This is a genomic window from Nocardia sp. Marseille-Q1738 (assembly GCF_965283145.1).
In genome coordinates this window covers 267,498-289,719 of record NZ_CBDIMS010000009.1, presented here as the reverse complement: position 1 = coordinate 289,719, position 22,222 = coordinate 267,498, and the positions used below count along the sequence as shown (strand labels likewise).

Genomic DNA, 22,222 nt, shown 5'->3' with positions numbered 1-22,222 from the left:
GGGGGTTGTCGTTTCGGGTGCCCGCCGGGCCCGACCCCGTTTTGGGGGGGGGGGGAGAGCGAGTTTTCCCTGTCCGGGCCCCGGCCCGCGCCGGGGCGGCCGCCGCGCCCGCGCCGCGGCCGCGGGGGGGGGCCGCTGGGCCGCGAGCCACAAGGGGGCCGCGAACACGCAGCGCCGCAGGCGCTGCAAATCAAACACAGCGCGTCCCAGCCGTCGGCGTTGCCGTCGTGGCGCTGTGCGAGTCCGGCCATGCGCGCACGTTCCTGCGAGCAGTGCAGCGCGTCCAGCACTTGCACTCGCTGCAGGATCACCGTTTCGACAGCGTCGGTGCCCTGGCCGCCGACCTGCGGCGCGGGCGTGTATCCGTCCTGTGCGGCGATGGCGCAGACCGTCTCGACGTGCTGAGGCGGGATGCGCAGGTGATGGCGCAGCACCGCGGGCGCGTCCGGCGTCAGTCCGGTGGCGCGCGCCAGCGCCGTCGAACACGCCTCCGCGTCGTCGAAGCCGGCGGCGACCACCACCAGATCCGCTCGGTTCGGGTCCAGCTCCGCTCGCTGGTCCCGCCGGAAGAGCCGTCGCCACAGCCCTGGTGCCACTTTCGCCTCCATCTCAGCTTTTCCTTACCCTCGCCTGTCATGCTGGCAGCGCTTTCCTCCGCCGGTGCGACCGGTTCGAGGATCCGCGCACACCGCGTCCCCCGGATCCGCACCTGGTCGAGAGCCCGTCCTTCCCTGTGTTTTCCGACGCGAAGGAACGAGTTTCGTACCCGGGTACTGCTGTCGTACTACGACGAGTCATACTTACCCCCGTGACGACCGCAGTAGGGACCCCAGGATCGGCCATTACTCAGCGTGTGCATTCGCTGAACCGGCCCAACATGGTCAGCGTCGGTACCATCATCTGGCTGTCGAGCGAGCTGATGTTCTTCGCCGGCCTGTTCGCGATGTACTTCGTCGCGCGCGCGCAGGCGCACGGTCACTGGCCGCCGGAACCGACCGAGCTGAACCTGAAGCTCGCCGTGCCGGTCACGGCCGTGCTGGTCGCGTCGTCGTTCACCTGCCAGATGGGCGTGTTCGCCGCGGAGAAGGGCGACGTGTTCGGTCTGCGCCGCTGGTACGTCATCACCTTCCTGATGGGCGCGTTCTTCGTCGGCGGCCAGGGCTACGAGTACTACAACCTCGTCAACGAGGGCACGTCGATCGCGAGCAGCGCCTACGGCTCGGTGTTCTACATCACCACCGGCTTCCACGGTCTGCACGTCATCGGCGGTCTGATCGCGTTCCTGTTCCTGCTGGCGCGCACCAAGGTGAGCAAGTTCACCCCCGCGCAGGCCACCGCGGCGATCGTCGTCTCCTACTACTGGCACTTCGTCGACATCGTGTGGATCGGGTTGTTCGCCACGATCTACTTCGTCCGCTGAGCGTGGACGCCGCGCCGCCGAGCGGGCGCGGCGAGCCCCCAGATCTTTTGCAGAAGTCGGTTCCGTCTACTCCAAAGGGACACAGATGAGTTCATCTCCCCCGTCAGCGCCAGAGCCCGCGAGCCCCGGGAACGGCCAGGCCAGCAAGACGCGCAGGCAGCGCCGCGTTCGCCGTCGCATCGCGGGCGGGCTTGCGCTGCTGGTGGGCCTCGTCGGAGCAGGCTTCCTGGCATCGGCCCTGACGCCGGACCCCCAGCGGGCGACCGCGCACGAGGACCAGTCCGCGCTGATCCGCGAGGGCCAGCAGCTGTATGAAACGTCCTGCATCACCTGCCACGGCAGGAACCTGGAGGGTGTGGCGGACCGCGGTACCAGCCTGATCGGCGTCGGCGAGGCCGCTGTCTACTTCCAGGTGTCCTCCGGTCGCATGCCGATGGCCGCCCACGAGGCGCAGGCCGAGCGCAAACCACCGAAGTTCGACGCTCACCAGACCGACGCGCTGAGCGCCTATGTGGCGGCCCACGGCGGCGGTCCGACGGTGGTGCGTGACGCCAACGGCGAGATCGCCCAGGAGTCGCTGCGCGGTGACGACATCGCCCGCGGTTCGGAGCTGTTCCGGATGAACTGCGCGTCCTGCCACAACTTCACCGGACGCGGCGGCGCGCTGTCCTCCGGTAAGTTCGCGCCGCCGCTGGAACCCGCCAACGAGCAGCAGATCCTCGCCGCGATGCTCACCGGTCCGCAGAACATGCCGAAGTTCTCCGACCGTCAGCTGACCCCGGAGGAGAAGCGCGACATCATCGCCTACGTCAAGAACTCGAGCGAGGAGCACAGCCCGGGCGGCTGGGATCTCGGTGGGTTCGGTCCCGCGACCGAGGGCCTGGCCATCTGGGTGGTCGGCATCACGCTCGTGGTCGGCGCCGCGATGTGGATCGGATCGAGGTCATGATGGATAAGGAGCGAGACGACATGGGTCGGCCGGATGAGGGCCGCGACACGCGCCCGTCGGACGCACAGTCGGTGAACGCCACCCCGGCGGAGCCGACCGAGGCGGAACTCGACGCGATGTCGCGCGATGAGCTGGTCAAGCTGGGTACCGAGCGCGACGGCGTGGACGTCGCCTACCGGCGCGAACGTTTCCCGATCCCGGGCACCCGCGCGGAGAAGCGGGCCGAGCGCGCGGTGACCTTCTGGTTCGCGGTGTCCGGTATCGCGGCCGCGGCGCTGGTCGGCGTGTTCCTGTTCTGGCCGTGGGAGTTCAAGGCCAAGGAGGAAGAGGGCCACGGGCTCTACTCCCTGTTCACCCCGCTGATCGGCCTGACCTTCGGCATCTCGGTGCTGGTCATCGGCGTGGCGGTGGTGCTGATCCGCAAGCTGTTCATCCCCGCCGAGCTGTCCATCCAGGAGCGGCACGACGGTCCCTCGCCGGAAGTCGAGCGCCGCACCCTGGTGGCCGAGCTGCAGGACGCGCTGGATACCTCCACCCTCGGCCGCCGCAAGATGATCACCCGCACCGCGGGTGCCGGTGTCGGCGTGCTCGGTGTCGGCGCGCTGCTGGTGTTCGTCGGCGGCATGATCAAGAACCCGTGGGCCAAGGGCGACAAGTCGCCGCTGTGGGTCTCCGGCTGGACCCCGGACTTCCCGGGCGAGACCATCTACATCCGCCGCGACACCGGTCGCCCGGACGACGTCGTGCTGGTGCGTCCGGAGGACCTGGACGCGGGCGCCATGGAGACGGTGTTCCCGTGGAAGGAGAAGTGGCGCGGCGACGAGCACGCCACGCTGGAGTCGCTGCGCGGTATCCGCAACGCTGTCATGCTGATCCGCCTGCGCACCGAAGACGCGCAGAAGGCGATCAAGCGCAAGGGTCAGGAGAGCTTCAACTTCGGCGACTACTTCGCCTACTCGAAGATCTGCACCCACCTCGGCTGCCCGACCTCGCTGTTCGAGCAGCAGACCAACCGGATCCTGTGCCCCTGCCACCAGTCGCAGTTCTCGGCGACCGAATGGGGCAAGCCGGTCTTCGGTCCCGCCGCTCGCGCGCTGCCGCAGCTGCCGATCACCGTCAACGCTGAGGGCTTCCTGGTCGCCAACGGCGACTTCATCGAGCCGCTCGGCCCGGCCTACTGGGAGCGCCGTTCATGAGTCCTTCTGTCGCAGCCCAAGCCAGCGAGGCGGACGAGCGGTACCGGGCCGCCGCCTTCATGAAGCGGTCGATCAACAAGGTCTTCCCGACGCATTGGTCGTTCCTGCTCGGTGAGATCGCGCTCTACAGCTTCATCATCCTGCTGCTGTCAGGTGTGTATCTGACCCTGTTCTTCGACCCGTCGATGAGTCACGTCGTCTATGACGGCGCCTACCAGCCGCTGCGCGGCGTCACGATGTCGCGGGCCTACGAGACCGCGCTGAACATCTCCTTCGAGGTGCGCGGCGGCCTGTTCGTCCGCCAGGTGCACCACTGGGCGGCATTGCTGTTCGCGGCGTCGATCATCATCCATTTGTTCCGGATCTTCTTCACCGGCGCGTTCCGCAAGCCGCGTGAGGCGAACTGGGTGATCGGTTCGCTGCTGCTGATCCTGGCGATGTTCGAGGGGTTCTTCGGCTACTCGCTGCCGGACGACCTGCTCTCGGGCACCGGTCTGCGGGCCGCTTTCTCCGGCATCACCATCTCGATCCCGATCATCGGCACCTGGCTGCACTGGTTGATGTTCGGCGGCGACTTCCCCGGTGACATCATCATCCCGCGCCTGTACATCGCGCACGTGCTGCTGTTCCCGGGCATCATCCTGGCGCTGATCGCCGCGCACGTGGCGTTGGTGTGGTACCAGAAGCACACCCAGTTCCCCGGCCCCGGCCGCACCGAGAACAATGTGGTCGGCGCCCGGATCGTGCCGGTGTTCGCCGCGGATCAGGGCGCGTTCTTCGCCTTCACCCTCGGCATCGTCGGCATCATGGGCGGCGTCTTCCAGATCAACCCGATCTGGAACCTGGGGCCGTACAACCCCTCACAGGTGTCGGCGGGCTCGCAGCCGGACTTCTACATGATGTGGACCGACGGCATGGCGCGGTTGATGCCGCCGTGGGAGCTGTACATCGGCAACTACACCGTGCCCGCGGTGTTCTGGGTCGCGCTGATCATGGGCCTCGTATTCACCGTGCTCATCGCCTACCCGTGGATCGAGAAGCGGCTCACCGGCGACAGGGCCGCGCACCACAACCTGCTGCAGCGTCCGCGTGACGTGCCGGTCCGCACCGCGATCGGCGCGATGGCCATCGCCTTCTACGTGGTGCTGACGCTGTCCTGCGTCAACGACATCATCGCGCTGAAGTTCGACATCTCGCTGAACGCGACGACGTGGATCGGCCGCATCGGCCTGCTCGTCGCACCGCCGATCGCGTACTTCCTCACATACCGGTTCTGCCTGGGCCTGCAGCGCAGTGACCGTGCGGTGCTGGAGCACGGCATCGAGACCGGTGTGATCAAGCGTCTGCCGCACGGTGAGTACATCGAGGTGCATCAGCCGCTGGGCCCGGTGGACGAGCACGGTCACCCGATTCCGCTGGAGTACCAGGGCGCACCGGTCCCGAAGAGGATGAACCAGCTGGGTTCGGCCGGTCAGCCGGGCACCGGTAGCTTCCTGCGGCCGGACCCGCAGGAGGAGAGCGACCGGCACTTCGAGATCGAGCACGAGGAAGAGCACAAGCAGTTGAAGGTGCTGCAGAGGGCTCAGGAGGCGTCGAACGGCAAGCACGGCCACTGACCGACCCCCTTCACGCGGCGGCCCCGAGTCGAATCCGACTCGGGGCCGTCGTGCGTCATGCCGCGGTTACCGGTGCGGCGCCGCGCGGCGGGCGGCTTCGATTGCTTCGAATTTGGCCAGGTTGTGCCGGGCGTCGGCGAGCGCGTCGTGGGCGTCGGGTGGGATCGGCGGCAGCTCGGGACGGCCATGCGCCTCCCAGTGCTGGCGCAGTTCGTTGGTGTAGCGGGGCAGCGCGTTGGGGAGGTCGACCATGGACCCCCAGAGCTGGCACAGCGCCACATGGTCGTAGGCGGCGACCCAGGCCCACAGCTCCGGCTGCACGCTGGGCCGCGGCACCAGGAAGGCATACAGCTCGTCGCGGATCCGCGCACGGCTGCGCCACAGCGGTGAGGACGGCGGCGGCAGCTGCGGCAACACGAATTTGCGCACCCACGGTCCCGCACGGTCGGGATCGAATTCGGTGGACACCGCGTAGTACTCCCTGCCGTCCTCGCAGACGACGCCAATCGAGACCAAATCGATGGTCACGCCGTCTTCGATGAATTCGCAGTCGTAAAAATATCTCAGCGAGATCGGTCTCTCCTCGGCTTCCAGGTGCCGTTGCGGCAGGTGACGGGTTCCCAGCAAACCCTATGGTGACGGCTGACGGCCGCGCGCAAGGGCCCATACGGGGGAGATTTCCGACACCTTGGTGCGACCTTCCACCACTGGCACCGGGTATCCCCGGAGGGCGAACGGTCCGTATTCTGAACTGGTGAACTGGACCGTCGACGTACCCATCGATCGCCTGCCGGAACTGCCGCCGCTGCCCGCCGAGCTGCGCAGACGGCTGGACGACGCGCTGGCGCGCCCCGCGCTGCAGCAACCGTCCTGGGATCCGGAACAGGCGGCCATGATGCGCACCGTACTGGAGAGCGTGCCGCCGATCTGCGTGCCCGCCGAAGTGGAGGAGCTCCGGTCCCAGCTGGCCGAGGTCGCCCGCGGCGAGGCTTTCCTCATGCAGGGCGGCGACTGCGCGGAAACCTTCGCCGACAACACCGAGCCGCACATTCGTGGCAACATCCGCACCTTGCTGCAGATGGCGGTCGTGCTCACCTACGGCGCGAGCCTGCCGGTGGTCAAGGTGGCGCGGATCGCGGGGCAGTACGCCAAACCGCGCTCCTCGGATCTCGATTCGCTCGGCCTCAAGTCCTACCGCGGCGACATGGTGAACGCGCTGGCCGCCGACGCGGCGCTGCGCGAGCACGACCCGTCGCGCCTGGTCCGCGCCTACGCCAACGCCAGCGCCGCGATGAATCTCGTGCGGGCGCTCACCGGCGCGGGCATGGCCGATCTGCACAAGGTGCACGACTGGAACCGCGACTTCGTCGCCCAGTCGCCCGCAGGCGCCCGGTACGAGGCGCTGGCCGAGGAGATCGACCGCGGCCTCGCGTTCATGACGGCGTGCCGGGTGAACGATCCCAGCCTGAAATCGGCGCGCATCTACGCCAGCCACGAGGCGCTGGTGCTGGACTACGAGCGCGCCATGCTGCGACTGAGCGAGAACGCGATCGGCGAGCCGGTGCTCTACGACCTGTCCGCGCACTTCCTCTGGATCGGCGAGCGCACCCGCCAGCTCGACGGCGCGCACATCGCGTTCGCGGAGCTGATCGCCAACCCGATCGGCCTGAAGATCGGCCCCTCCACCACGCCCGAGCAGGCCGTGGAATACGTCGAGCGGCTGGACCCGAACAACGAGCCGGGCAGGCTGACCATCGTGTCCAGGATGGGCCACGGCAAGGTCCGCGACGTGCTGCCGCCCATCATCGAAAAGGTGCAGGCCACCGGCCACCAAGTGATCTGGCAGTGCGACCCGATGCACGGCAACACGCACGAGGCGTCCACCGGGTTCAAGACCCGCCACTTCGACCGCATCGTCGACGAGGTGCAGGGCTTCTTCGAGGTGCACCACGCGCTCGGCACCCACCCCGGCGGCATGCACATCGAACTGACCGGCGAGGACGTCACCGAATGCCTCGGCGGCGCCCAGGACATCTCCGATCTGGATCTGTCCGGCCGTTACGAGACCGCCTGCGATCCCCGGCTGAACACCCAGCAGTCGCTGGAGCTGGCCTTCCTGGTCGCGGAGATGCTGCGCTGAGTTCCGGCGCACCGTCGGCATGCGGTGCGCCGAGATCACGGGAGCGCGACCAGTGACACGGTGCTACCGGGCTCGACGTTGGCGCCGATGGCGGGTGTCTGCGAAATGATCACCGACGAATCCGACCGGGTGAGTTGGCTGACCTGGACCTGCAAACCCAGGCTCGCCAGCCGCGTCCGGGCGTCACCGACGGTGGCGCCGAGCAGACTCGGCATCTTCAACGCGTTGGAGACCAGCAACACGACGCCATCACCGGACTGAATGGTCGCTCCCGCACCGGGTTCGGTGCCGATGGCATGGTCGGCCTCGACACCGCGATCGAACTGACTCCGGTTCTCCCGCACCGTGATCCCGGCCGCGGTGAGGATCTTCACCGCCTCCGCGGCGGGACGGCCACGCACGTCGGGCACCCGCACGGGTTGAGATCCCTTGCTGCGGAAGACCTTCACCTGCGCTCCGAGCGGCAGCACGGTCCCGGGCCTCGGTTCCACCCTGGCGACGGTGCCTTTGGGTGCGGTGCTGGATTCCTCCCCGGCGTCGACCGGCTGCAACCCGCCATCCCGGATCAACTGATTGACCTTCGACACCTGGTCACCGGGTTTGACGTCGGGCACCTTGGGTTTGCCGTTGGAGACCAGCACGGCGACCGTCGACCCTTTGGTGACCTTGGACCCGGCCGACGGGTCGCTGCCGACCACACCGCCCACCGGGATCGTGTCCGACGCCTTCTGCCGGACCTCGGTCGCGAACCCGGCCTCCTGGAGCGTGGCGATCGCCTTGTCGGTGCTCAACCCTGCGATCGGCGGGACCGGCGTATAGCGGCCGAAGCCGAGCCACCAACCGCCGATGCCGACCAACAGGGTAAGGACCGCGACGATGGCCACCCACATCCACACGGTGCGCCGGGACCGGTTGAGTTCGTCGGCGTAGGGCGAATATGGCGGCGCGGGGTGGGCCTGGCGAACCGGCGGTTGGTCGTAGCCGCCCGTGGGACCGTAGTCGACGCGGGGGCGCTGTGCGGTCACCACTTTGGTGTGCTGCACCGGTTGTGGTGGGTGCGGCTCACGCACCGACGCACCGGCGAGACCCTGGCGGCCATCGTGCTCCGGCGTGACGGCCCGGTAGCTGGCGCTGAGATGTTCGGCGGACTCCTGGGGCGCGGGCACCCGGTAGGCGGGCAGTTGCAGCGCCGCGGCGATCTGCCGCAGCGCGCCGGCCATCTCGTTCGCGTCCGCGAACCGGTGCGCGGGCTCGCGCGCGGTGGCCTTCGCGACCAACTCGTCGAATTCCGGCGGCACCCCGGAGATGAAACCGCTCGGGCTCGGCACGTCGTTCTCGATGCGCTGGTAGGCCACCGACAGCGACGTGTCGCCGGTGAACGGCACCCGACCGGTGAGCATTTCGAAGATCAGCAGGCCGAAGGAGTACACGTCGCTGCGCGAGTCGGCGGTGCCGCTGGTGACCTGCTCGGGAGAGAGGTAGGCGGCGGTGCCGAGAATGACGCTCGCCGAGGTGGTGTTCGCCGCGGCGACCGCGCGGACCAGGCCGAAATCGGCGATCTTCACCTCGCCCGCATCGGAGATCAGCACGTTCTCCGGCTTGATGTCGCGGTGCACCAGCCCCGCCGCGTGCGCGACGCCGATCGCCGCGAGCACCGGCTCGGCAACCGCGCGCACCGCGTGCGGCGGCATCGGGCCGCGCTCGCGCAGCAGTTCGCGCAGGGTGCCGCCCTCGACCAGCTCCATGATCAGGAACGGGTGGTCGCCGTCGACGCCTTGGTCGTACACCGCGACCAGCGACGGATGCTTGAGCTTGGCGACCGCGCGCGCCTCGAACTCGAACCGGGACAGGAACTGCGGGTCACCGGCGAACTTCGGATCCATCACCTTGATGGCGACCGGCCGGTCCAGGCGGGTGTCGACCCCCCGGAAGACCATCGACATGCCGCCGCGGGCGATCGGCGCATCGATCCGATAGCGCCCTTCCAGCATCTGGCCGATCAAGTGACGTCCTCCGGCTTTCACAAAGCTCTCACCCCTCGCGCGATACCTGCGCCAAGTGATCAGCCGCTCCTTGCGGCCCTCACGATGGTATCGACTCCGACCACACCGGGTGTCTCACGACCTGCGAGGCCGGACGGTCTACCGTTGTGCGGGTGAGTGCATTTCCCTGCAGTGAGGACGTCCTTTCCCAGTCGGTGACCCTGGTGCCGCTGCCGGAGGTGGCCGACCGACTCGGGCTGGTGGTGACCCGGGTGCATCAGATGCTGCGCGATCACCAACTGATCGCCGTGCGCAGAAACGGCGTGGCGGGCATCCCCGAGCGCTTCTTCGACGACACCGGTGCGGTGGTGAAGCCGCTGCCCGGCCTGATCACGGTGATGCGCGACGCCAAGTACACCGACGAAGAGATCCTGGAATGGATCTTCACCGAGGACGACAGCCTGCCCGGCAAACCGATCGACGCCCTGCACGGCCCGCTCGCCCGTGAGGTACTGCGCCGGGCCGCGGCGGATCCGTTTTGATTTGCAGCGCCTGCGGCTGTGTTGTGTTTGTTTTGCCAGCGCCTGCGGCGCTGGGTGTTCGCGGCCCCTTTGTGGCTCGCGTCCGAGCGACCGCCGCTTGCGACTTCGTCGCTTGCGCGTCGGCCGCTCGGACGCGAGCCGGGCCGCGAACGGGGAATGCTCGTTCTCGCTGCGCTCGAAAGCGGTGGTTGGGCCATGTGGTTGCGTTGGGGAAGTAGCGGGGGATTTGGGTGTTCGCTGCTTGATGGTGGTGTTCGGTGGTCGTTTGGGGCGAGTTCGTCTGCGGACGTGTTTGCCACTTGGATGTGAGTCGGGCCGCGAACGGGTCGTGCCCGGTCTCGCTTCGCGCGAAAGCGGTGGTTGGGCCGGTCAGCGCCCGAATCGGGCGCGGAGGGTGGCGGTGGTGAATTCGGTGGCGGCGACGCGGAGGCGGTGGTGGCGGGGGACGACGGCGCGGTGATCGAAGACGGCGTAATCGCCGCGTTCGATGTGGCGCAGGATGTCGGCGTAGAGGGTGGTCGCGGTGTTGATGGCGGGGCGGACGCGCGGCTCGAGCAGGGCTATGCCGGGCTCGGCGCGGCGGTAGAGATCGCGGTTGACCGCGATGAGGTGGGCCAGGGCGCGGCGGACGCGCGGGTCGGTGCGTCCGGTGCGGCGGCACTCGAAGAGCAGGCCGTCATCCACGCCGAATGCGGCCAGCGCGTCGGCGGGCAGGTAGACGCGGTCGCGATCGAGGTCCTCGGCGACATCGCGCAGAAAGTTGGTGAGCTGGAACGCCTCGCCGAGCGCGGCCGCGGCCGGTTCGGCCTCGGCTACCGGGGCGATCGTGCCGAGTACCGGGAGCAGTTGCAATCCGATCGCGGCCGCGGAGCCGCGCATGTACTCGTGTAGTTCGGCCATGGTGGCGTACCGGTTCCGGAAGGCCGGGGTGCCGGGCACATCCATCCGCATGGACTCCAGGAACGTCCAGAAGTGCTGCGGGGCAATGTCGTAGCGCCGGATGGTGTCGGTGACGGCGGCCAGGATGAGCGTGCGTGGCCGCGCACCGGCCTGCCAGATGCGCGTGGATACCGGGTTCGGGGTCCGCGGGACCGAGGCCGGATCATTGATCGGCGGCAGGCCCGGTTCGAGCGCGCCGCTCAGCTCCCGCTCGATCAGGTCGAGCGCATCGGCCGGTCCGTGACCGAGCGCTCCTCCGTCTGCTCCGTCTGGCTGACCGGCGCGGTCGACGATGTCGTCCACCATTCGCGCGAACGCGTACAGTGCGTGCACCGCGGGCCGTCGCTCGGCCGACAACAGTCGGGTGGCCAGGAAATAGGTGCGGCCGTGGGTGGCGGCGATCTGTCGGCATTCCCGGTAGGCGAGTGCGAGCAGGGCGTCAGCGGGTAGGTGATCGTCGGTCATGGAGCGGAGGGCGAGGCGGTGACGCTGGTTCGTGCGGTGCTCGGCGGGCTGGCGCGCAAGCGCAGCGGGTCCACGGTGCGCAGCGACAGGGCCGCCACCACGGCGGCGAAGGTGGCGGCGGCGACATGCCAGAAGTTGTACAGGCCGATCGAACCGTCCGGCTGGAAGACCAGCATGAGCCAGGTACACACGCCCACCAGCGCCATCAGCGTCGTGGTGGACAGCGCGAACCCGGCGGCCAGCGCCAGCGGCCACGAGTAGTACCAGGGCAGTGCGGCGGGCGAGAGGATGACGATCGCGACGAACGCGATCAGGATGCCGAGCACCGCCTCCCGCTCGCTGTGCCGGAACCGCCACCACGTCCAGGCCAGCACCGCGACCAGGGTCAGCGCGCACATCGCGCGGGTCACCTCGAGCACCGACTCCAGCCGCAGCGGGGTCACCCAGGTGACGGCGTGCGCCATGACGGTGGGCAACGAAAGCCAGTTGATGATCTTCTTCGAGCCGGACAGTGCGGTCAGCCAGCCGATGCCGACACCGGCGATGGCCGAGGCGGCGACGAACACGACCGCGAACACGCTGAGGCCGAGACCCGCGATCTTCGCGAACATCAGCGCGGGATGCGGCATGTCCTCGGTGCGCTCGGCGGCGTCGCCGGGTTGCTCGCTGGCGGGCAGGTGCGCCGGGTCGCGCCCGACGCGCTGCGCCGCGCGGCGCTCGCGTTCGTGCAGCATCCAGATCCACACCAGGAACGGCAGCGCCACGCCCGCGGTCGCCTTGATGGCCACGCCGATCGCGACCACCACGATGCCCGCCACATGGTGGCGCTCCAGCACCAGCGCGATGCCCGCGCACATCAGCCCGACCATCAGCATCTCGTTGTGCACGCCGCCGATGAGGTGGATCAGCACCAGCGGGTTGAGCACCGCCAGCCACAACGCCACGGTGGGCTTGCCGCCGAGATGCTTGGTCAGATATGGCACCGCCCACATCATCAGCGCCAGGCCGGGCAGCATGACCAATCGCATCGCGATGGTGCCCGCCACCACGTTGTCGCCGGTGACGGCGGTGATCGCGCGTCCGAGCAGCAGGAACACCGGGCCGTAGGGTGCGGTGGTCGTGGTCCAGACCGGGCTCACGTTGTCCAGCAGCACACCGGGATTGGCCACCGGGCCGACCTGGTAGGGGTCGAAGCCGTCGCGCAGCAGCGCGCCCTGCGCCAGGTAGGAGTAGGCGTCGCGGCTGAACATCGGCACGGCGAACAGCAGCGGGGCGATCCAGATGCCGACGATCGCCCGCAGCTCGTTCAGCGTCACCCCGGCGCCGACCCGGTCGGCGGTGCCGATCGTGGCGCGCCCGAGCCGGACCCAGGCGGTGACCATCAGCAGCACGCCGATCCAGATGCAGATGGTGGACAGCGCGTAACCGTGCCCGAACCGCAGCCAGGACAGGTGCATGGCCTCCAGCAGCGGGTCGCGCTTGCGGACGCTGCCCGCCCCGAACCCGCCGAAGGTGATCATGATGGCGCCGAAGAATCCGAGCAGGGCGGCGTGGCCCTCGGGGCTTCTGGCGAAGTCGGCGTAGGCGCGCATCCACCACAGGAAACCACGGGGGGCGGCCGATTCGCGACGGGCGGAGGTGGGTGGTGCGTGGTCGGTGATGCCGGGAGAGGCGGCCTCTGCGGTGCGCGTTTCGGGGGATGCCATCTGGTGTCGGTCCCCCCGAATGGTCGGCGGTCGCAACCGCGAGCGAATAGGTCGGCGCTTAGTTTACGGCGTCGCCTCGAACACTATCCGGCTGGTGCGCGGGGTTCCACGCCGATCGTGCCGGATATGTCCGGAAATGCGGGTTGCCGCCAGTTTTCCGGAAAGCAGTGCGGTCGGCACGCCGACACCGGGGGTCGTGCCGCAACCCGCGATAACCACGTTGTCGCTGGAGCGGGGGAAATTGCTCGGTCGAAACGGACCGGTTTGCCGGAAAAGGTGCGCCGCGGAGAATGGTGTGCCCGCCAGCATTCCGGCGTCGAGCCATGTTTGCGGCGTGTCGAGCCGATCGACGGCGAAGTGCTCGGCGATGCCGCGGTACCCGCGCGCTTCCAGAACCGTGAGCAGCTCGCGCAGGTAAGCGGGTCCCAGCCGTTGCCAGTTCAGCGGCGCCGCCACCAGATTCGGGCACGGCGCGAGCACGGAGAACGGTTCGTACCGTCCGTCGCGCCGGTCGATGAACAGGCTCGGGTCGGTGAGCGCGGGCCGGGTCAGCAGCAGCGAGGGGTCGCTCATCAGCGCGCCACGGCCGGGGCGCGCGGTGATCTCGGCGAACGTGGCGTCCCAGGCGTGCCCGAACTCGATGGTGTGGTGTGCCTGCACCGGCCAGCTCGCCGCGATCGCGGCGGGGACGGTGCCGTGCGCGACGACCGCAGAAGGTGAGGCGCGCAGTCCGCGCCTGGGCCGCACGCCGAAACGGTCGAGCGACCCGAGGTCGGCGGTGAGCACGAGCGCGTCGCAGTCGAATGAGCGTCCGTCGGCGGTGCGGGCGCTGCGGGCCCTGCGGCCCGCGTAGTCGATCCCGATCACCTCGGCGCCGAGTTCCAGCCTGCCGCCCGCGTCGGTGAACGCCTGCGCCAGCGCCACGGCGATCGCGCGCATGCCGCCCTCGGGGAAGTAGACGCCCAACGAGGTGTCCATATGCGGGATCGCGCCGTACACGGCGAGCGCCCGGGCGGGCGGCATGCCCGCGTAGAGGGCCTGGAAGGTGAACAGGCGGGCCAGGCGCGGATCGCGCAGGAACCGGCGCACCCGGGGCCCGAGTCGTCCGAAGCCGCCGAGCCGCACCAATTCGACCAGCGCGCGGCGCTTTTCGGCGATCCGCACCATATCCAGCGGCGAGTCGAAGTTGGTGTCCATGAACTCGGTGAACTCGGCCGCGTAGACGCGGGACAGCCAGTCACGCAGGCGCCGGTATCCACGCGCCTCAGCGGGGCCACAGGTCCGCTCGACCTCCGCTTCCATCGCGTCCGCGTCGGCGAATACCCTGATCTCGGCGCCGTCGGCGAACCGAGCGTGATAGCCGGGCGCCAGCCGGTGGATGCGCAGCGGGGGCACGCAGGTTTCCGGGGAGCTGCCGACGGCGGCGAGCGCGTCGGTGATCAGCTCGGGCAGCGTCAGCACGGTGGCGCCGGAATCGATGTCGTAGTCCGCGCCCCGATAGCGCCCGACCCGGCCGCCGGGGTGGTCGGCGCGCTCGAGCAGCGTGACCGTGTGGCCCGCGCCGGTCAGGTACAGCGCGGCCGACAGCCCGGCCAGGCCCGCGCCGACGACGACCACGCGATCGGTCGGTCCCGCAACGGTTCTCACCTGGTCCGCCTCCTCGCCGGGCCGTGCGTAGTCGAAGCCGCCGGGGCGATCACGCGGCGCGCTTGGTCGCGGCCAGCGCCATCGCGCGCAGCCGTTCCTTCGCGACGGGCGTCGCCGAACTGGCTTCGATGGCGGCCAAGCCGCTGTCGGTGAGTTCGGTGATCCGGCGTTCCACCTCGTCGACCGCGCCGAGCTCGACGAGCAGCGCGCGGAGCCGTTGCACCGCGTCCGCGCTCAGATCGGTGCCGATACTGCTGCGCAGCAGGGCGCCCGCGGCGGGGTCGCTCGCGTCGGCGCGGCGCAGCGCCTCGGCCAGCAGCACGGTGCGCTTGCCTTCGCGCAGGTCGTCGCCGGAGGGCTTGCCGGTCACCGCCGGATCGCCGAACACGCCGAGCAGGTCGTCGCGCAGTTGGAAGGCGATGCCGATGGCGGTGCCGAACGTGCGGTACGCCTCGATCAGCCTCGGTTCGGCTTCGGCGATGGCCGCGCCCAGGTGCAGCGGGCGTTCGACGGTGTAGGCGGCGGTCTTGTACCGGTTGATCCGCAGCGCGGCCTCCACCGATTCGTCGGCGCCCGCCTCACCGTTGATGTCGAGCAGTTGGCCGCCGAGCACCTCGGTGCGCATATCGGCCCACACCGGCGCGAACCTGGCGATCGCCGCTGGTGCGAGACCGGACGTGTGCACCATGTCATCGGCCCAGGACAGCGCCAGATCACCGATCAGGATGGCCACGCTGGTGCCGAAGTGGACCGCGTCACCCGGCCAGCCGCGGTCGCGGTGGCGCTGCTCGAAGTCGACGTGCACGGTGGGGAAGCGGCGGCGGGTGCGGGAGGAATCGATGATGTCGTCGTGGATCAGCGCGCAGGCCTGGACCAGTTCCAGCGCCGAGCAGGCGGTGAGCACCGCGGCGGCCTCCGGTCCACGCGGATCGCCGCCCGCGCCGAGCCACCCGGTCCACGCGAACGCGGGCCTGGTGCGTTTTCCGCCGCGCAGCACGAACTGCTCCAGTGCGTCCGCGGCCTCGACGAAGACCGGGCCGAGGCGCTCCACGGTGCCGCGGCGGGTGGCGAAGAAGCTGGTCAGCGCGTCTTCCACGGCGGTGACGAAGGCGGGGGTGCCCGGCCGCGGCACTGCGGTCTGCGGCGTCTGAGTACCGGTTCCGGCGGACAGGGGAGCCTCCAAGGTCGTGCGGATGGTGGACGCACTCCGTGCGGGGTGCCCGAGCGCTGCGGGTGATTCGCGGCCGAGCGAGATCGGTCGCGCGTGTCATCCGGCGTGGCGAACATGCCACCTCGGTCCGAAGAATACGCGGGCCGTCCGAGCGACTCGACGGCGCTGCCACCGGTCACCTTTACACTGAACCGGTGACTTTCGACAACGTGCGGGGAAGCTCGACCCCTGGCCGGCCCTCCCGGACGCAACCGAACGTCTCTGCCACACCCTCGGTCGTCCAGAGCCTGCGGGCCCACGCGGGGCGCGCGGTGCCGTTCTCCGTGGAGTTCAATCCGCCCCGGGACGCCGCCGCCGAGGCGCGGCTGTGGCGCGCCGTGCGGCAGTTCGAGCGCATGCACCCGGCGTTCGTGTCGATGACCTACGGTGCGGGCGGTTCCACCCGCGACCGCACCGTGCGCGTCACCGGCCAGCTCGCGCAGGAGACCACGCTGCTGCCGGTGGCGCACCTGACCGCGGTGGAGCACAGCGTCGGCGAGCTGCGCTCGCTGGTCGGCGCCTACGCCGACTCCGGCATCCGCAATATCCTGGTGCTGCGCGGCGACCCGCCGGGCGATCCGCTCGGCGAGTGGCACAAGCACCCCGAGGGCGTCTCCTACGCCGAGGAACTGGTGCGCATCGTGCGCGATCTCGGCGATTTCCATGTCGGCGTGGCCTCGTTCCCGCAGGGGCACCACCGCTCGCCGGACCTGGCGACCGACACCGCGTTCCTGGCCGCGAAACTGCGCGCGGGCGCGGAGTATTCGATCACCCAGATGTTCTTCGACGTCGAGCACTATCTGCGCCTGCGCGATCGCCTCGCGGCGTTCGACCCGATCGAGGCCGCCAAGCCGATCATCCCGGAGCTGATGCCGATCACCTCGCTGCGCACCGTCCAGCGCGCCGAGGAACTGTGCGGCAGGCCGCTGCCCGCCGCCGTGATGGACCGGCTACGGACGGCGGCGGGCGACGGCCCCGAGGAGAACGCGGCCGCGGTGCGTGCGGCGGGCATCGAGATCGCCACCGAGATGGCCCAGCGTCTGATCGACGAGGGCGCGCCCTGCCTGCACTTCATCACGCTCAACTTCGCCAAGGCGACCAGCGAGGTGCTCACCAACCTCGGCTACGGCGTCACCGCCGCACCGATCAGCGCCTGAACGCCGCCCGGATCATGTGACGAAACGCTCTGTGGCGCAGTGTGTGGGACAGGGCGGCGGCGTTCAGGCCGCGCGCGCCGCGCGCAACCCCCACGCCTCGGCGAGCAGCCGGTGTGATTCGAGCCGGTCGGCGTGCCGATGGGTGACGCTGGTGACCAGCAGTTCGTCAGCCCCGCCGACCTGTTGCAGCGCGGCGAGCCGCTCCACGACGGTGCTCGGTGAGCCCACGAACTGGGTGGCCAGGCGGTCGTCGACCAGCCGTCGCTGCTCCGCGGTGAGTGGTGCGATGGTCGCCGGGTCCAGGTAGGGGGCCGCGCCCGCGCCGCTGCGGATGCTGTGGACCCAGTGGCCGTAGCTGGCGGCCAGCTGCTGGGCGGTCGCGTCGTCGTTCGCCACGACGACGTCCGCGGAGATCACCGCGTACGGCTCGGCCAGGATCGCCGAGGGGCGGAATGCCGCACGGTAGGCCTCGATCGCGTCCAGGGCGGTTCCGGGTGAGACGTGATACGCCGCGGCGAACGGAAGACCCAGTCGGCCGGCCAGTTCCGCGCTCTCGCCCGCACTGCTGCCGAACACCCACAGCTGCACCTGCGCGCCCTCGCCGGGAACCGCGTGCAGCGCAACGCCTTCGGGGCTGACGAAGGTGCCGTCCAGCAGCGCCCGTACCTCGTCGACCTGCTCGGCGAAGTCCAGTGGCTGCGCGCCGCGCTGCTGTAGCGCGCTCAGCGAGGCGATGAACCTCGACCGGTCCACGATGCGCCCCGGATCGAACGGCGGTGGAACCACGACACCATCGCGGATCGCGGTGCGTCCGGTCACGGAATCGCCCACGGGTTTGCCGCCCTTGGGCCGCGCGGCTTCCGCACCGAACTGGCTGCGCCGATGCCCCGAGCGTCCGAGCCCGAGGTCGAGCCGGCCCGGGTGCAGCGCGTCGATCGTGCCGAACGCCTCCACGATCGACGCCGACGTGTGGTGGCCGACCTGCACGGCCGCCGAACCCACCCGGATGCGCGTCGTCGCCGCCGCGACCAGCCCGATGAGCGTGATCGATGACGAGCTCGCCACCGAGACGAAATGGTGTTCGGCCAGCCAATACCGGTGGTAGCCCCACTGTTCGGCGTGCTGGGCCAGATCGATGGTGTTGCGCAACGCCTGCTGCGGGGTCGAGCCCGCGCTGATCGGGGAGAGGTCGAGGATCGAGAGTGGAATGGGAATGCTCACGCCGCCCGCCCCTGCCGGGGATCCTGTTCGCCCGCCTCGATGGCCACGCGCAGCCGGTTCTGTGCGGGCGCCACCGGGCAGGTCGCGAAATCGGTGAAGGCGCAGGGCAGGTTGGCGGCCCGGTTGAAGTCCAGCACCACGGTGCCGTCCGCGCCGGGTGCGCCGACCGCGAGCGAGCGCGCCGCGGGATAGGTCGTGACACCGCTGGTCGCGTCGGTGAACAGCACGCGCAGGTGGTCCGGATCGCCGAACGCGACGACGCGTTCGGTCACCTCGCCGATGTGGAATTCGATGGTGCCGGAGGCGTTGTGGTGGTGCTCGAGGCCGTCGACCACCGCGCCGGTGGTCACGGTCCGCTGGTTGTCGAATGGCGTGAACCGGCCGTGCACGACCCACCGTGGGTCCGGCGCGTAGGCCGGGATTCCGTCGAAGTTCAGCAGGCCGGGTGCGGCCGGATCGTGTACCCGGACGGCGTAGCGGCCGGTGCGGCGGATCACCTCGAGGACCCGGTTCTCCTGCCGCACCCGGAGTCCAGGGGCGCCTTCGGCGGGCGTGACGATCTGCACGCCCGCGATGCCGAGGCCGTCGTACTCCAGCCGGTCGCCGGGCTGCGCGGTGATGAACACCTTGTCGTCGGTGACCCACCAGGTGCCCGGCACGTCCGGCAGCCGCTCGGGGCGGTCGGTGAGCCAGTGCAGCGCGGTCAGGCCGAGGAAGCCGAGCGGGTCGCGCAACTGGTCTTCGCGCGCGTGGTGCCAGCGTGCCCACTCGGTCTCGAAAACGCTGGTGATGCTGGTGGTCATGAGGCTGTCGCTCCTTCGGGGGCGGTGCTGTGGTGGTGGAGATCGCGCAGGCCGAGATGGTCACGCGGGCTGATTGCGAGGCGCGGCATCAGGCTGTGCCGTCGGCGTCGATCTGCCGGTGCAGTGCCGGGTGGACGCCCGCACCGGCCACGTCGGGAGCCAGGAACAGCGCCTGCTGCCACAGTTCGGCGCGCCGCCGGTGCGCTGGCCGGCCGACGCGGCGATCCCGTTCGGCGCGCAGCGGCGCGGTGGGGTGCACGCGCCCACCGTCGGGCGTCTCGGTGACGCGCGGCGCGCGCAGGTGGGTGCGCCACCACCGTGCCGGGCCGGTATCGGACTCGGCACGGTCGGCGGGAACGTTCGGCCCAGGGCGCGGCTCGATGCCGGAGTCGGCCGGTTTCCGATGGGAGAAGGCGGAATACACCATCAGCGCGATCCTTTTCGGTGAGTGCCACCACGTGCTCGGCTCGTGGCCGGTGGTGGGCTCCGGTGTGCGGATACGGGTGGTCGGGGCGGGCGCGGCCGGTTCGGGTCGGCTGCGGCATGGCGCCCGGCGTTCGTGCCGGTTCAGCACCCGGCTGTGGCGGTAGGTCGGATTCGGCATCAGCAAGCGCCTTTCGCGACGGGTGCGGGAATGGCCGACAGCAGCTCGCGCGTGTATGCGTGCCGCGGGTTGCCGAAAATGTCGGCGGTGCGGCCGCTTTCGACGACGCGGCCGTTCCGCAGCACCGCGACGTGATCGCTGATGCGGCGGACCACCGCCAGATCGTGCGAGATGAACAGGTAGCTCAGCGACAGCTCGGCCTGCAGGCGGTCCAGCAGCTCGAGGATCTGCGCCTGCACCGACGCGTCCAGCGCCGAGACCGGTTCGTCGAGCACGAGCAGCTCGGGATGCAGGGCCAGGGCCCGGGCGATGGCGACGCGCTGGCGTTGTCCGCCGGACAGTTCGGCGGGACGGCGCTGCGCGAACTCCGCGGGCAACGCGACCTGCTCGAGCAATTCGGCCACCCGTTCCCGGCGCGCCGCGCGAGCACCGATTCCGAACGCGCGCAAAGGTTCCTCGATGATCGAGCCCACCCGCCAGCGCGGGTCCAAGGAGGCGTACGGGTTCTGGTACACCACCTGGAAGCGCTTGCGCAGCGCACGCAGTCGCGCGCCGCGCACCGTCGACAACTCCTGGCCGTCGAAGATGACCTCGCCGCGATCGGGTTCGGTGAGCCGCAACGCGATTCGCGCCGTGGTGGACTTGCCCGAGCCGGACTCGCCGACCAGTGACAGGGTTTCCCCGCGGCCGAGCTCGAATCCGACTCCGGCCACTGCGGTCACCGTATCGCCGCCCCGCGCCCGGAAGGTCTTGTGCACCTCGCGCAGGACCAGCAGCGGCTCGCCGTCCCGGGGTTCGGCGGCGCGGTAGGCACCCGGCGGAGCGAGGCTCGGCGAGGCGGCGAGCAGCCGCTTGGTGTACGGGTGGCGCGGCGCGGCCAGCAGCTCGGCGGTCGGGCCGCTCTCCACCACCTCGCCGCCGCTGAGCACGACGAGCCGGTCCGCGCGTTCGGCGGCCACGGCCAGATCGTGGGTGATCAGCAGTACCGCCGTGCCGCGTGCCGCGATCTGCTCCGCGAGCCGGTCCAGTACCCGGCGGGCGACGGTGGCGTCCAGCGCGCTGGTCGGCTCGTCGGCGATGACCAGGTCCGGTGCGCAGGCCAGGGCGGCCGCGATCAGCACCCGTTGGCGCTGCCCGCCGGATAGCTCGTGCGGGTACTGCGCCGCGCGCAGCTGCGGCCGGTCCAGCCCGGCGTCGGCGAGCAGCTCGATCGCTCGAGCTCGCGCTGATCTGCGGTCGGCCGGCCCGTGCACGAGCAGCGCTTCGGCCACTTGGTCGCCGACGCGCCGCACGGGGTTCAGCGACAACCCCGGGTCCTGCGGGACGAAACCGATCCGGGCTCCGCGTAGCCGCCGCAGCGCACGTTCGGAGCCGATATCGACCACCGAGCCGTCGAACGTGATGGTGCCACCGGTGATCTCGGCGTTGACCCCGTGCAGCCCGATCACGGCTCGGGCGAGTGTGGACTTGCCGGACCCGGACTCGCCGACCAGCGCAACCACCTCGCCGCGGGCCACGGTGAGCGAGACACCGGCCAGCGCGATGACCGGTCCCATGTCAGACCGATAGCGAACCCGCAGGTCGTCGACGCGGAGCAGCGGGGCTGCCTCCTGCGCTCGGTTCTCCGCCGGAGAAGTAGTGGCGCTCATGCTGTGTCCTCCTCGGCATTCGCGTGCTCCACGCGGTCGAACAGGCTGCCGCTTCCAGGCCGGACGCTCATGTCCGCGCCTCGCCGGCGTCCGGCGCCGTCCCGAGCGAGGGGTCGGTTGTATCGCTCGCTCACGCGTGTTCCCCCTTCGCGATGGCGCGCCCGAGGCGCTGAGCGGCGAGGACGACGGCGATGATGACGAATCCGGGCAGGGTGGTCATCCACCAGGCGGTCGCGAGATAGTTACGGCCTTCGGAGATCAGGGTGCCCCACTCGGGGGTGGGTGGTTTCGCGCCGTAGCCGAGGAAGCTCAGCGCCGACACCGACAGCACCGCCATGCCGAACTCGACCGCGGCCAGCGCGAGGACCGGCTGGTAGGCGTTGGGCAGCACGTGCCCGGCCAGCACCGTGTACCAGCGGACGCCCGCGGCGTGGGCGGCCTCCACATAGACCGCCTGACGCACCCGCAGCACCTCCGAACGCATCACGCGCGCGAAATTGGCCACCAGCGAAATACCCACCGCGACGGCCACATTGCCGGTGCCGAAGCCGAGCGCGGTCACCAGCGCGAGAGAAAGCAGCAGCGAAGGGATGGACAGCAACACGTCGACCAACCGCATGACGATCGCGTCGATCACACCGCCGATCGCACCCGACAGCAGGCCGAGAACCGACCCGGCGACGAGCGCGATGCCGACCGCGGCGAGGGTGGCGGTCAGCGAGAGCCCCGCGCCGTGCACCATCCGGGTATAGAGGTCGCGCCCGAGATTGTCGGTGCCGAACCAGTGTTCGGCGCTGGGTGCCTGGAACTTCTGCGCGGGGACCCCGGTCAGCGGGTCGCCGCTCGCGAAGACCGACGGCGCAAGCGCCCACCCTACGGCGAGCAGCGCGACGGCGCCCGCCACCAGCAGTCCGGCGTTGTCCCGCAACCACTTCCAGCTTCCGGCCGGTCGCCGCAGGCCGGGCAGGACCGCACC

Annotated in this window: 17 protein-coding genes and 2 pseudogenes; 7 read left to right on the top strand and 12 right to left on the bottom strand. The window is 70.0% G+C overall.

Going from position 1 to position 22,222, the window contains the following annotated elements; genetic code table 11:
• Nucleotides 1-197: 197 nt before the first annotated feature.
• Nucleotides 198-608: pseudogene (locus ACWPXK_RS28025) on the bottom strand (ribonuclease E inhibitor RraB); the annotation flags it as partial.
• A 200-nt stretch (nucleotides 609-808) separates the two neighbouring features.
• Here ACWPXK_RS28025 and ctaE point away from each other — a divergent pair.
• The 4 genes from ctaE to qcrB all read left to right on the top strand — a co-directional run bounded on the left by ctaE (nucleotide 809) and on the right by qcrB (nucleotide 5,181).
• Nucleotides 809-1,420 (top strand): aa3-type cytochrome oxidase subunit III, encoded by a 612-nt coding sequence (ctaE, locus tag ACWPXK_RS28020; RefSeq protein WP_454199146.1) that lies wholly within the window; start codon nucleotides 809-811, stop codon nucleotides 1,418-1,420.
• 85 nt (nucleotides 1,421-1,505) lie between these two features.
• Nucleotides 1,506-2,369 carry a cytochrome bc1 complex diheme cytochrome c subunit gene (gene qcrC / locus ACWPXK_RS28015; RefSeq protein WP_454199145.1) on the top strand — a complete coding sequence of 288 codons (864 nt, stop codon included), beginning with the start codon at nucleotides 1,506-1,508 and terminating at the stop codon, nucleotides 2,367-2,369.
• A gap of 20 nt (nucleotides 2,370-2,389) precedes the next feature.
• Nucleotides 2,390-3,565, top strand: a complete 1,176-nt coding sequence (qcrA, locus tag ACWPXK_RS28010; RefSeq protein ID WP_454199144.1) for a cytochrome bc1 complex Rieske iron-sulfur subunit — start codon at nucleotides 2,390-2,392, stop codon at nucleotides 3,563-3,565.
• On the top strand, nucleotides 3,562-5,181 hold the full coding sequence (gene qcrB / locus ACWPXK_RS28005; RefSeq protein ID WP_454199143.1) for a cytochrome bc1 complex cytochrome b subunit: 1,620 nt from the start codon (nucleotides 3,562-3,564) through the stop codon (nucleotides 5,179-5,181). The genes qcrA and qcrB overlap by 4 nt, the downstream gene beginning before the upstream one ends.
• A 66-nt stretch (nucleotides 5,182-5,247) precedes the next feature.
• Here the strand turns inward: qcrB and ACWPXK_RS28000 are convergent, their stop codons facing one another.
• Nucleotides 5,248-5,748, bottom strand: coding sequence for a polyadenylate-specific 3'-exoribonuclease AS (locus ACWPXK_RS28000; protein WP_454199164.1), 501 nt, complete (start codon nucleotides 5,746-5,748; stop codon nucleotides 5,248-5,250).
• 187 nt (nucleotides 5,749-5,935) lie between these two features.
• Here ACWPXK_RS28000 and ACWPXK_RS27995 point away from each other — a divergent pair, with 187 nt between their 5' ends.
• Nucleotides 5,936-7,321, top strand: coding sequence for a class II 3-deoxy-7-phosphoheptulonate synthase (locus ACWPXK_RS27995; RefSeq protein WP_454199142.1), 1,386 nt, complete (start codon nucleotides 5,936-5,938; stop codon nucleotides 7,319-7,321).
• Between the two features lie 35 nt (nucleotides 7,322-7,356).
• Here the strand turns inward: ACWPXK_RS27995 and pknB are convergent, their stop codons facing one another.
• Nucleotides 7,357-9,312, bottom strand: a complete 1,956-nt coding sequence (gene pknB, locus ACWPXK_RS27990; RefSeq protein WP_454199163.1) for a Stk1 family PASTA domain-containing Ser/Thr kinase — start codon at nucleotides 9,310-9,312, stop codon at nucleotides 7,357-7,359.
• Nucleotides 9,313-9,476: 164 nt separating this feature from the next.
• Between pknB and ACWPXK_RS27985 the strand changes: the two genes are divergently transcribed.
• Nucleotides 9,477-9,845, top strand: coding sequence for an Rv2175c family DNA-binding protein (locus ACWPXK_RS27985; RefSeq protein WP_454199141.1), 369 nt, complete (start codon nucleotides 9,477-9,479; stop codon nucleotides 9,843-9,845).
• 369 nt (nucleotides 9,846-10,214) lie between these two features.
• On the opposite strand, the gene ACWPXK_RS27980 is transcribed toward ACWPXK_RS27985, so the two are convergent.
• From ACWPXK_RS27980 to ACWPXK_RS27965, 4 genes and pseudogenes are all read right to left on the bottom strand, one after another.
• A complete protein-coding gene (locus ACWPXK_RS27980) occupies nucleotides 10,215-11,249 on the bottom strand; it encodes a phytoene/squalene synthase family protein (RefSeq protein ID WP_454199140.1) in 1,035 nt (344 codons plus the stop codon).
• Nucleotides 11,246-12,841: an alpha-(1->6)-mannopyranosyltransferase A gene (locus ACWPXK_RS27975; RefSeq protein ID WP_454199162.1), complete on the bottom strand. Its 1,596-nt coding sequence runs from the start codon at nucleotides 12,839-12,841 to the stop codon at nucleotides 11,246-11,248. The genes ACWPXK_RS27980 and ACWPXK_RS27975 overlap by 4 nt, the downstream gene beginning before the upstream one ends.
• A gap of 177 nt (nucleotides 12,842-13,018) precedes the next feature.
• A pseudogene (crtI, locus tag ACWPXK_RS27970) lies at nucleotides 13,019-14,638 on the bottom strand (phytoene desaturase family protein); the annotation flags it as partial.
• Nucleotides 14,639-14,651: 13 nt separating this feature from the next.
• The gene (locus tag ACWPXK_RS27965; protein WP_454199139.1) at nucleotides 14,652-15,785 is read right to left on the bottom strand and encodes a polyprenyl synthetase family protein; all 1,134 of its coding nucleotides are present in this window, start codon (nucleotides 15,783-15,785) and stop codon (nucleotides 14,652-14,654) included.
• Nucleotides 15,786-15,967: 182 nt separating this feature from the next.
• On the opposite strand from ACWPXK_RS27965, the gene ACWPXK_RS27960 reads away from it, so the two are divergent.
• Nucleotides 15,968-16,969, top strand: coding sequence for a methylenetetrahydrofolate reductase (locus tag ACWPXK_RS27960; RefSeq protein ID WP_454199138.1), 1,002 nt, complete (start codon nucleotides 15,968-15,970; stop codon nucleotides 16,967-16,969).
• A gap of 63 nt (nucleotides 16,970-17,032) precedes the next feature.
• Here the strand turns inward: ACWPXK_RS27960 and ACWPXK_RS27955 are convergent, their stop codons facing one another.
• The 5 genes from ACWPXK_RS27955 to ACWPXK_RS27935 form a co-directional block, all read right to left on the bottom strand.
• Entirely contained in the window at nucleotides 17,033-18,184 is a 1,152-nt protein-coding gene (locus ACWPXK_RS27955; protein WP_454199161.1) for an LLM class flavin-dependent oxidoreductase, read from the bottom strand.
• Nucleotides 18,185-18,186: 2 nt separating this feature from the next.
• Nucleotides 18,187-18,993: a DUF1684 domain-containing protein gene (locus ACWPXK_RS27950; protein WP_454199137.1), complete on the bottom strand. Its 807-nt coding sequence runs from the start codon at nucleotides 18,991-18,993 to the stop codon at nucleotides 18,187-18,189.
• Nucleotides 18,994-19,081: 88 nt separating this feature from the next.
• Complete coding sequence (locus ACWPXK_RS27945) at nucleotides 19,082-19,597, bottom strand: hypothetical protein (protein ID WP_454199136.1); 516 nt, start codon at nucleotides 19,595-19,597, stop codon at nucleotides 19,082-19,084.
• A complete protein-coding gene (locus ACWPXK_RS27940; RefSeq protein ID WP_454199135.1) occupies nucleotides 19,597-21,246 on the bottom strand; it encodes a dipeptide ABC transporter ATP-binding protein in 1,650 nt (549 codons plus the stop codon). The genes ACWPXK_RS27945 and ACWPXK_RS27940 overlap by 1 nt, the downstream gene beginning before the upstream one ends.
• Nucleotides 21,247-21,376: 130 nt before the next feature.
• Complete coding sequence (locus ACWPXK_RS27935) at nucleotides 21,377-22,213, bottom strand: ABC transporter permease (protein WP_454199160.1); 837 nt, start codon at nucleotides 22,211-22,213, stop codon at nucleotides 21,377-21,379.
• Nucleotides 22,214-22,222: the final 9 nt, after the last annotated feature.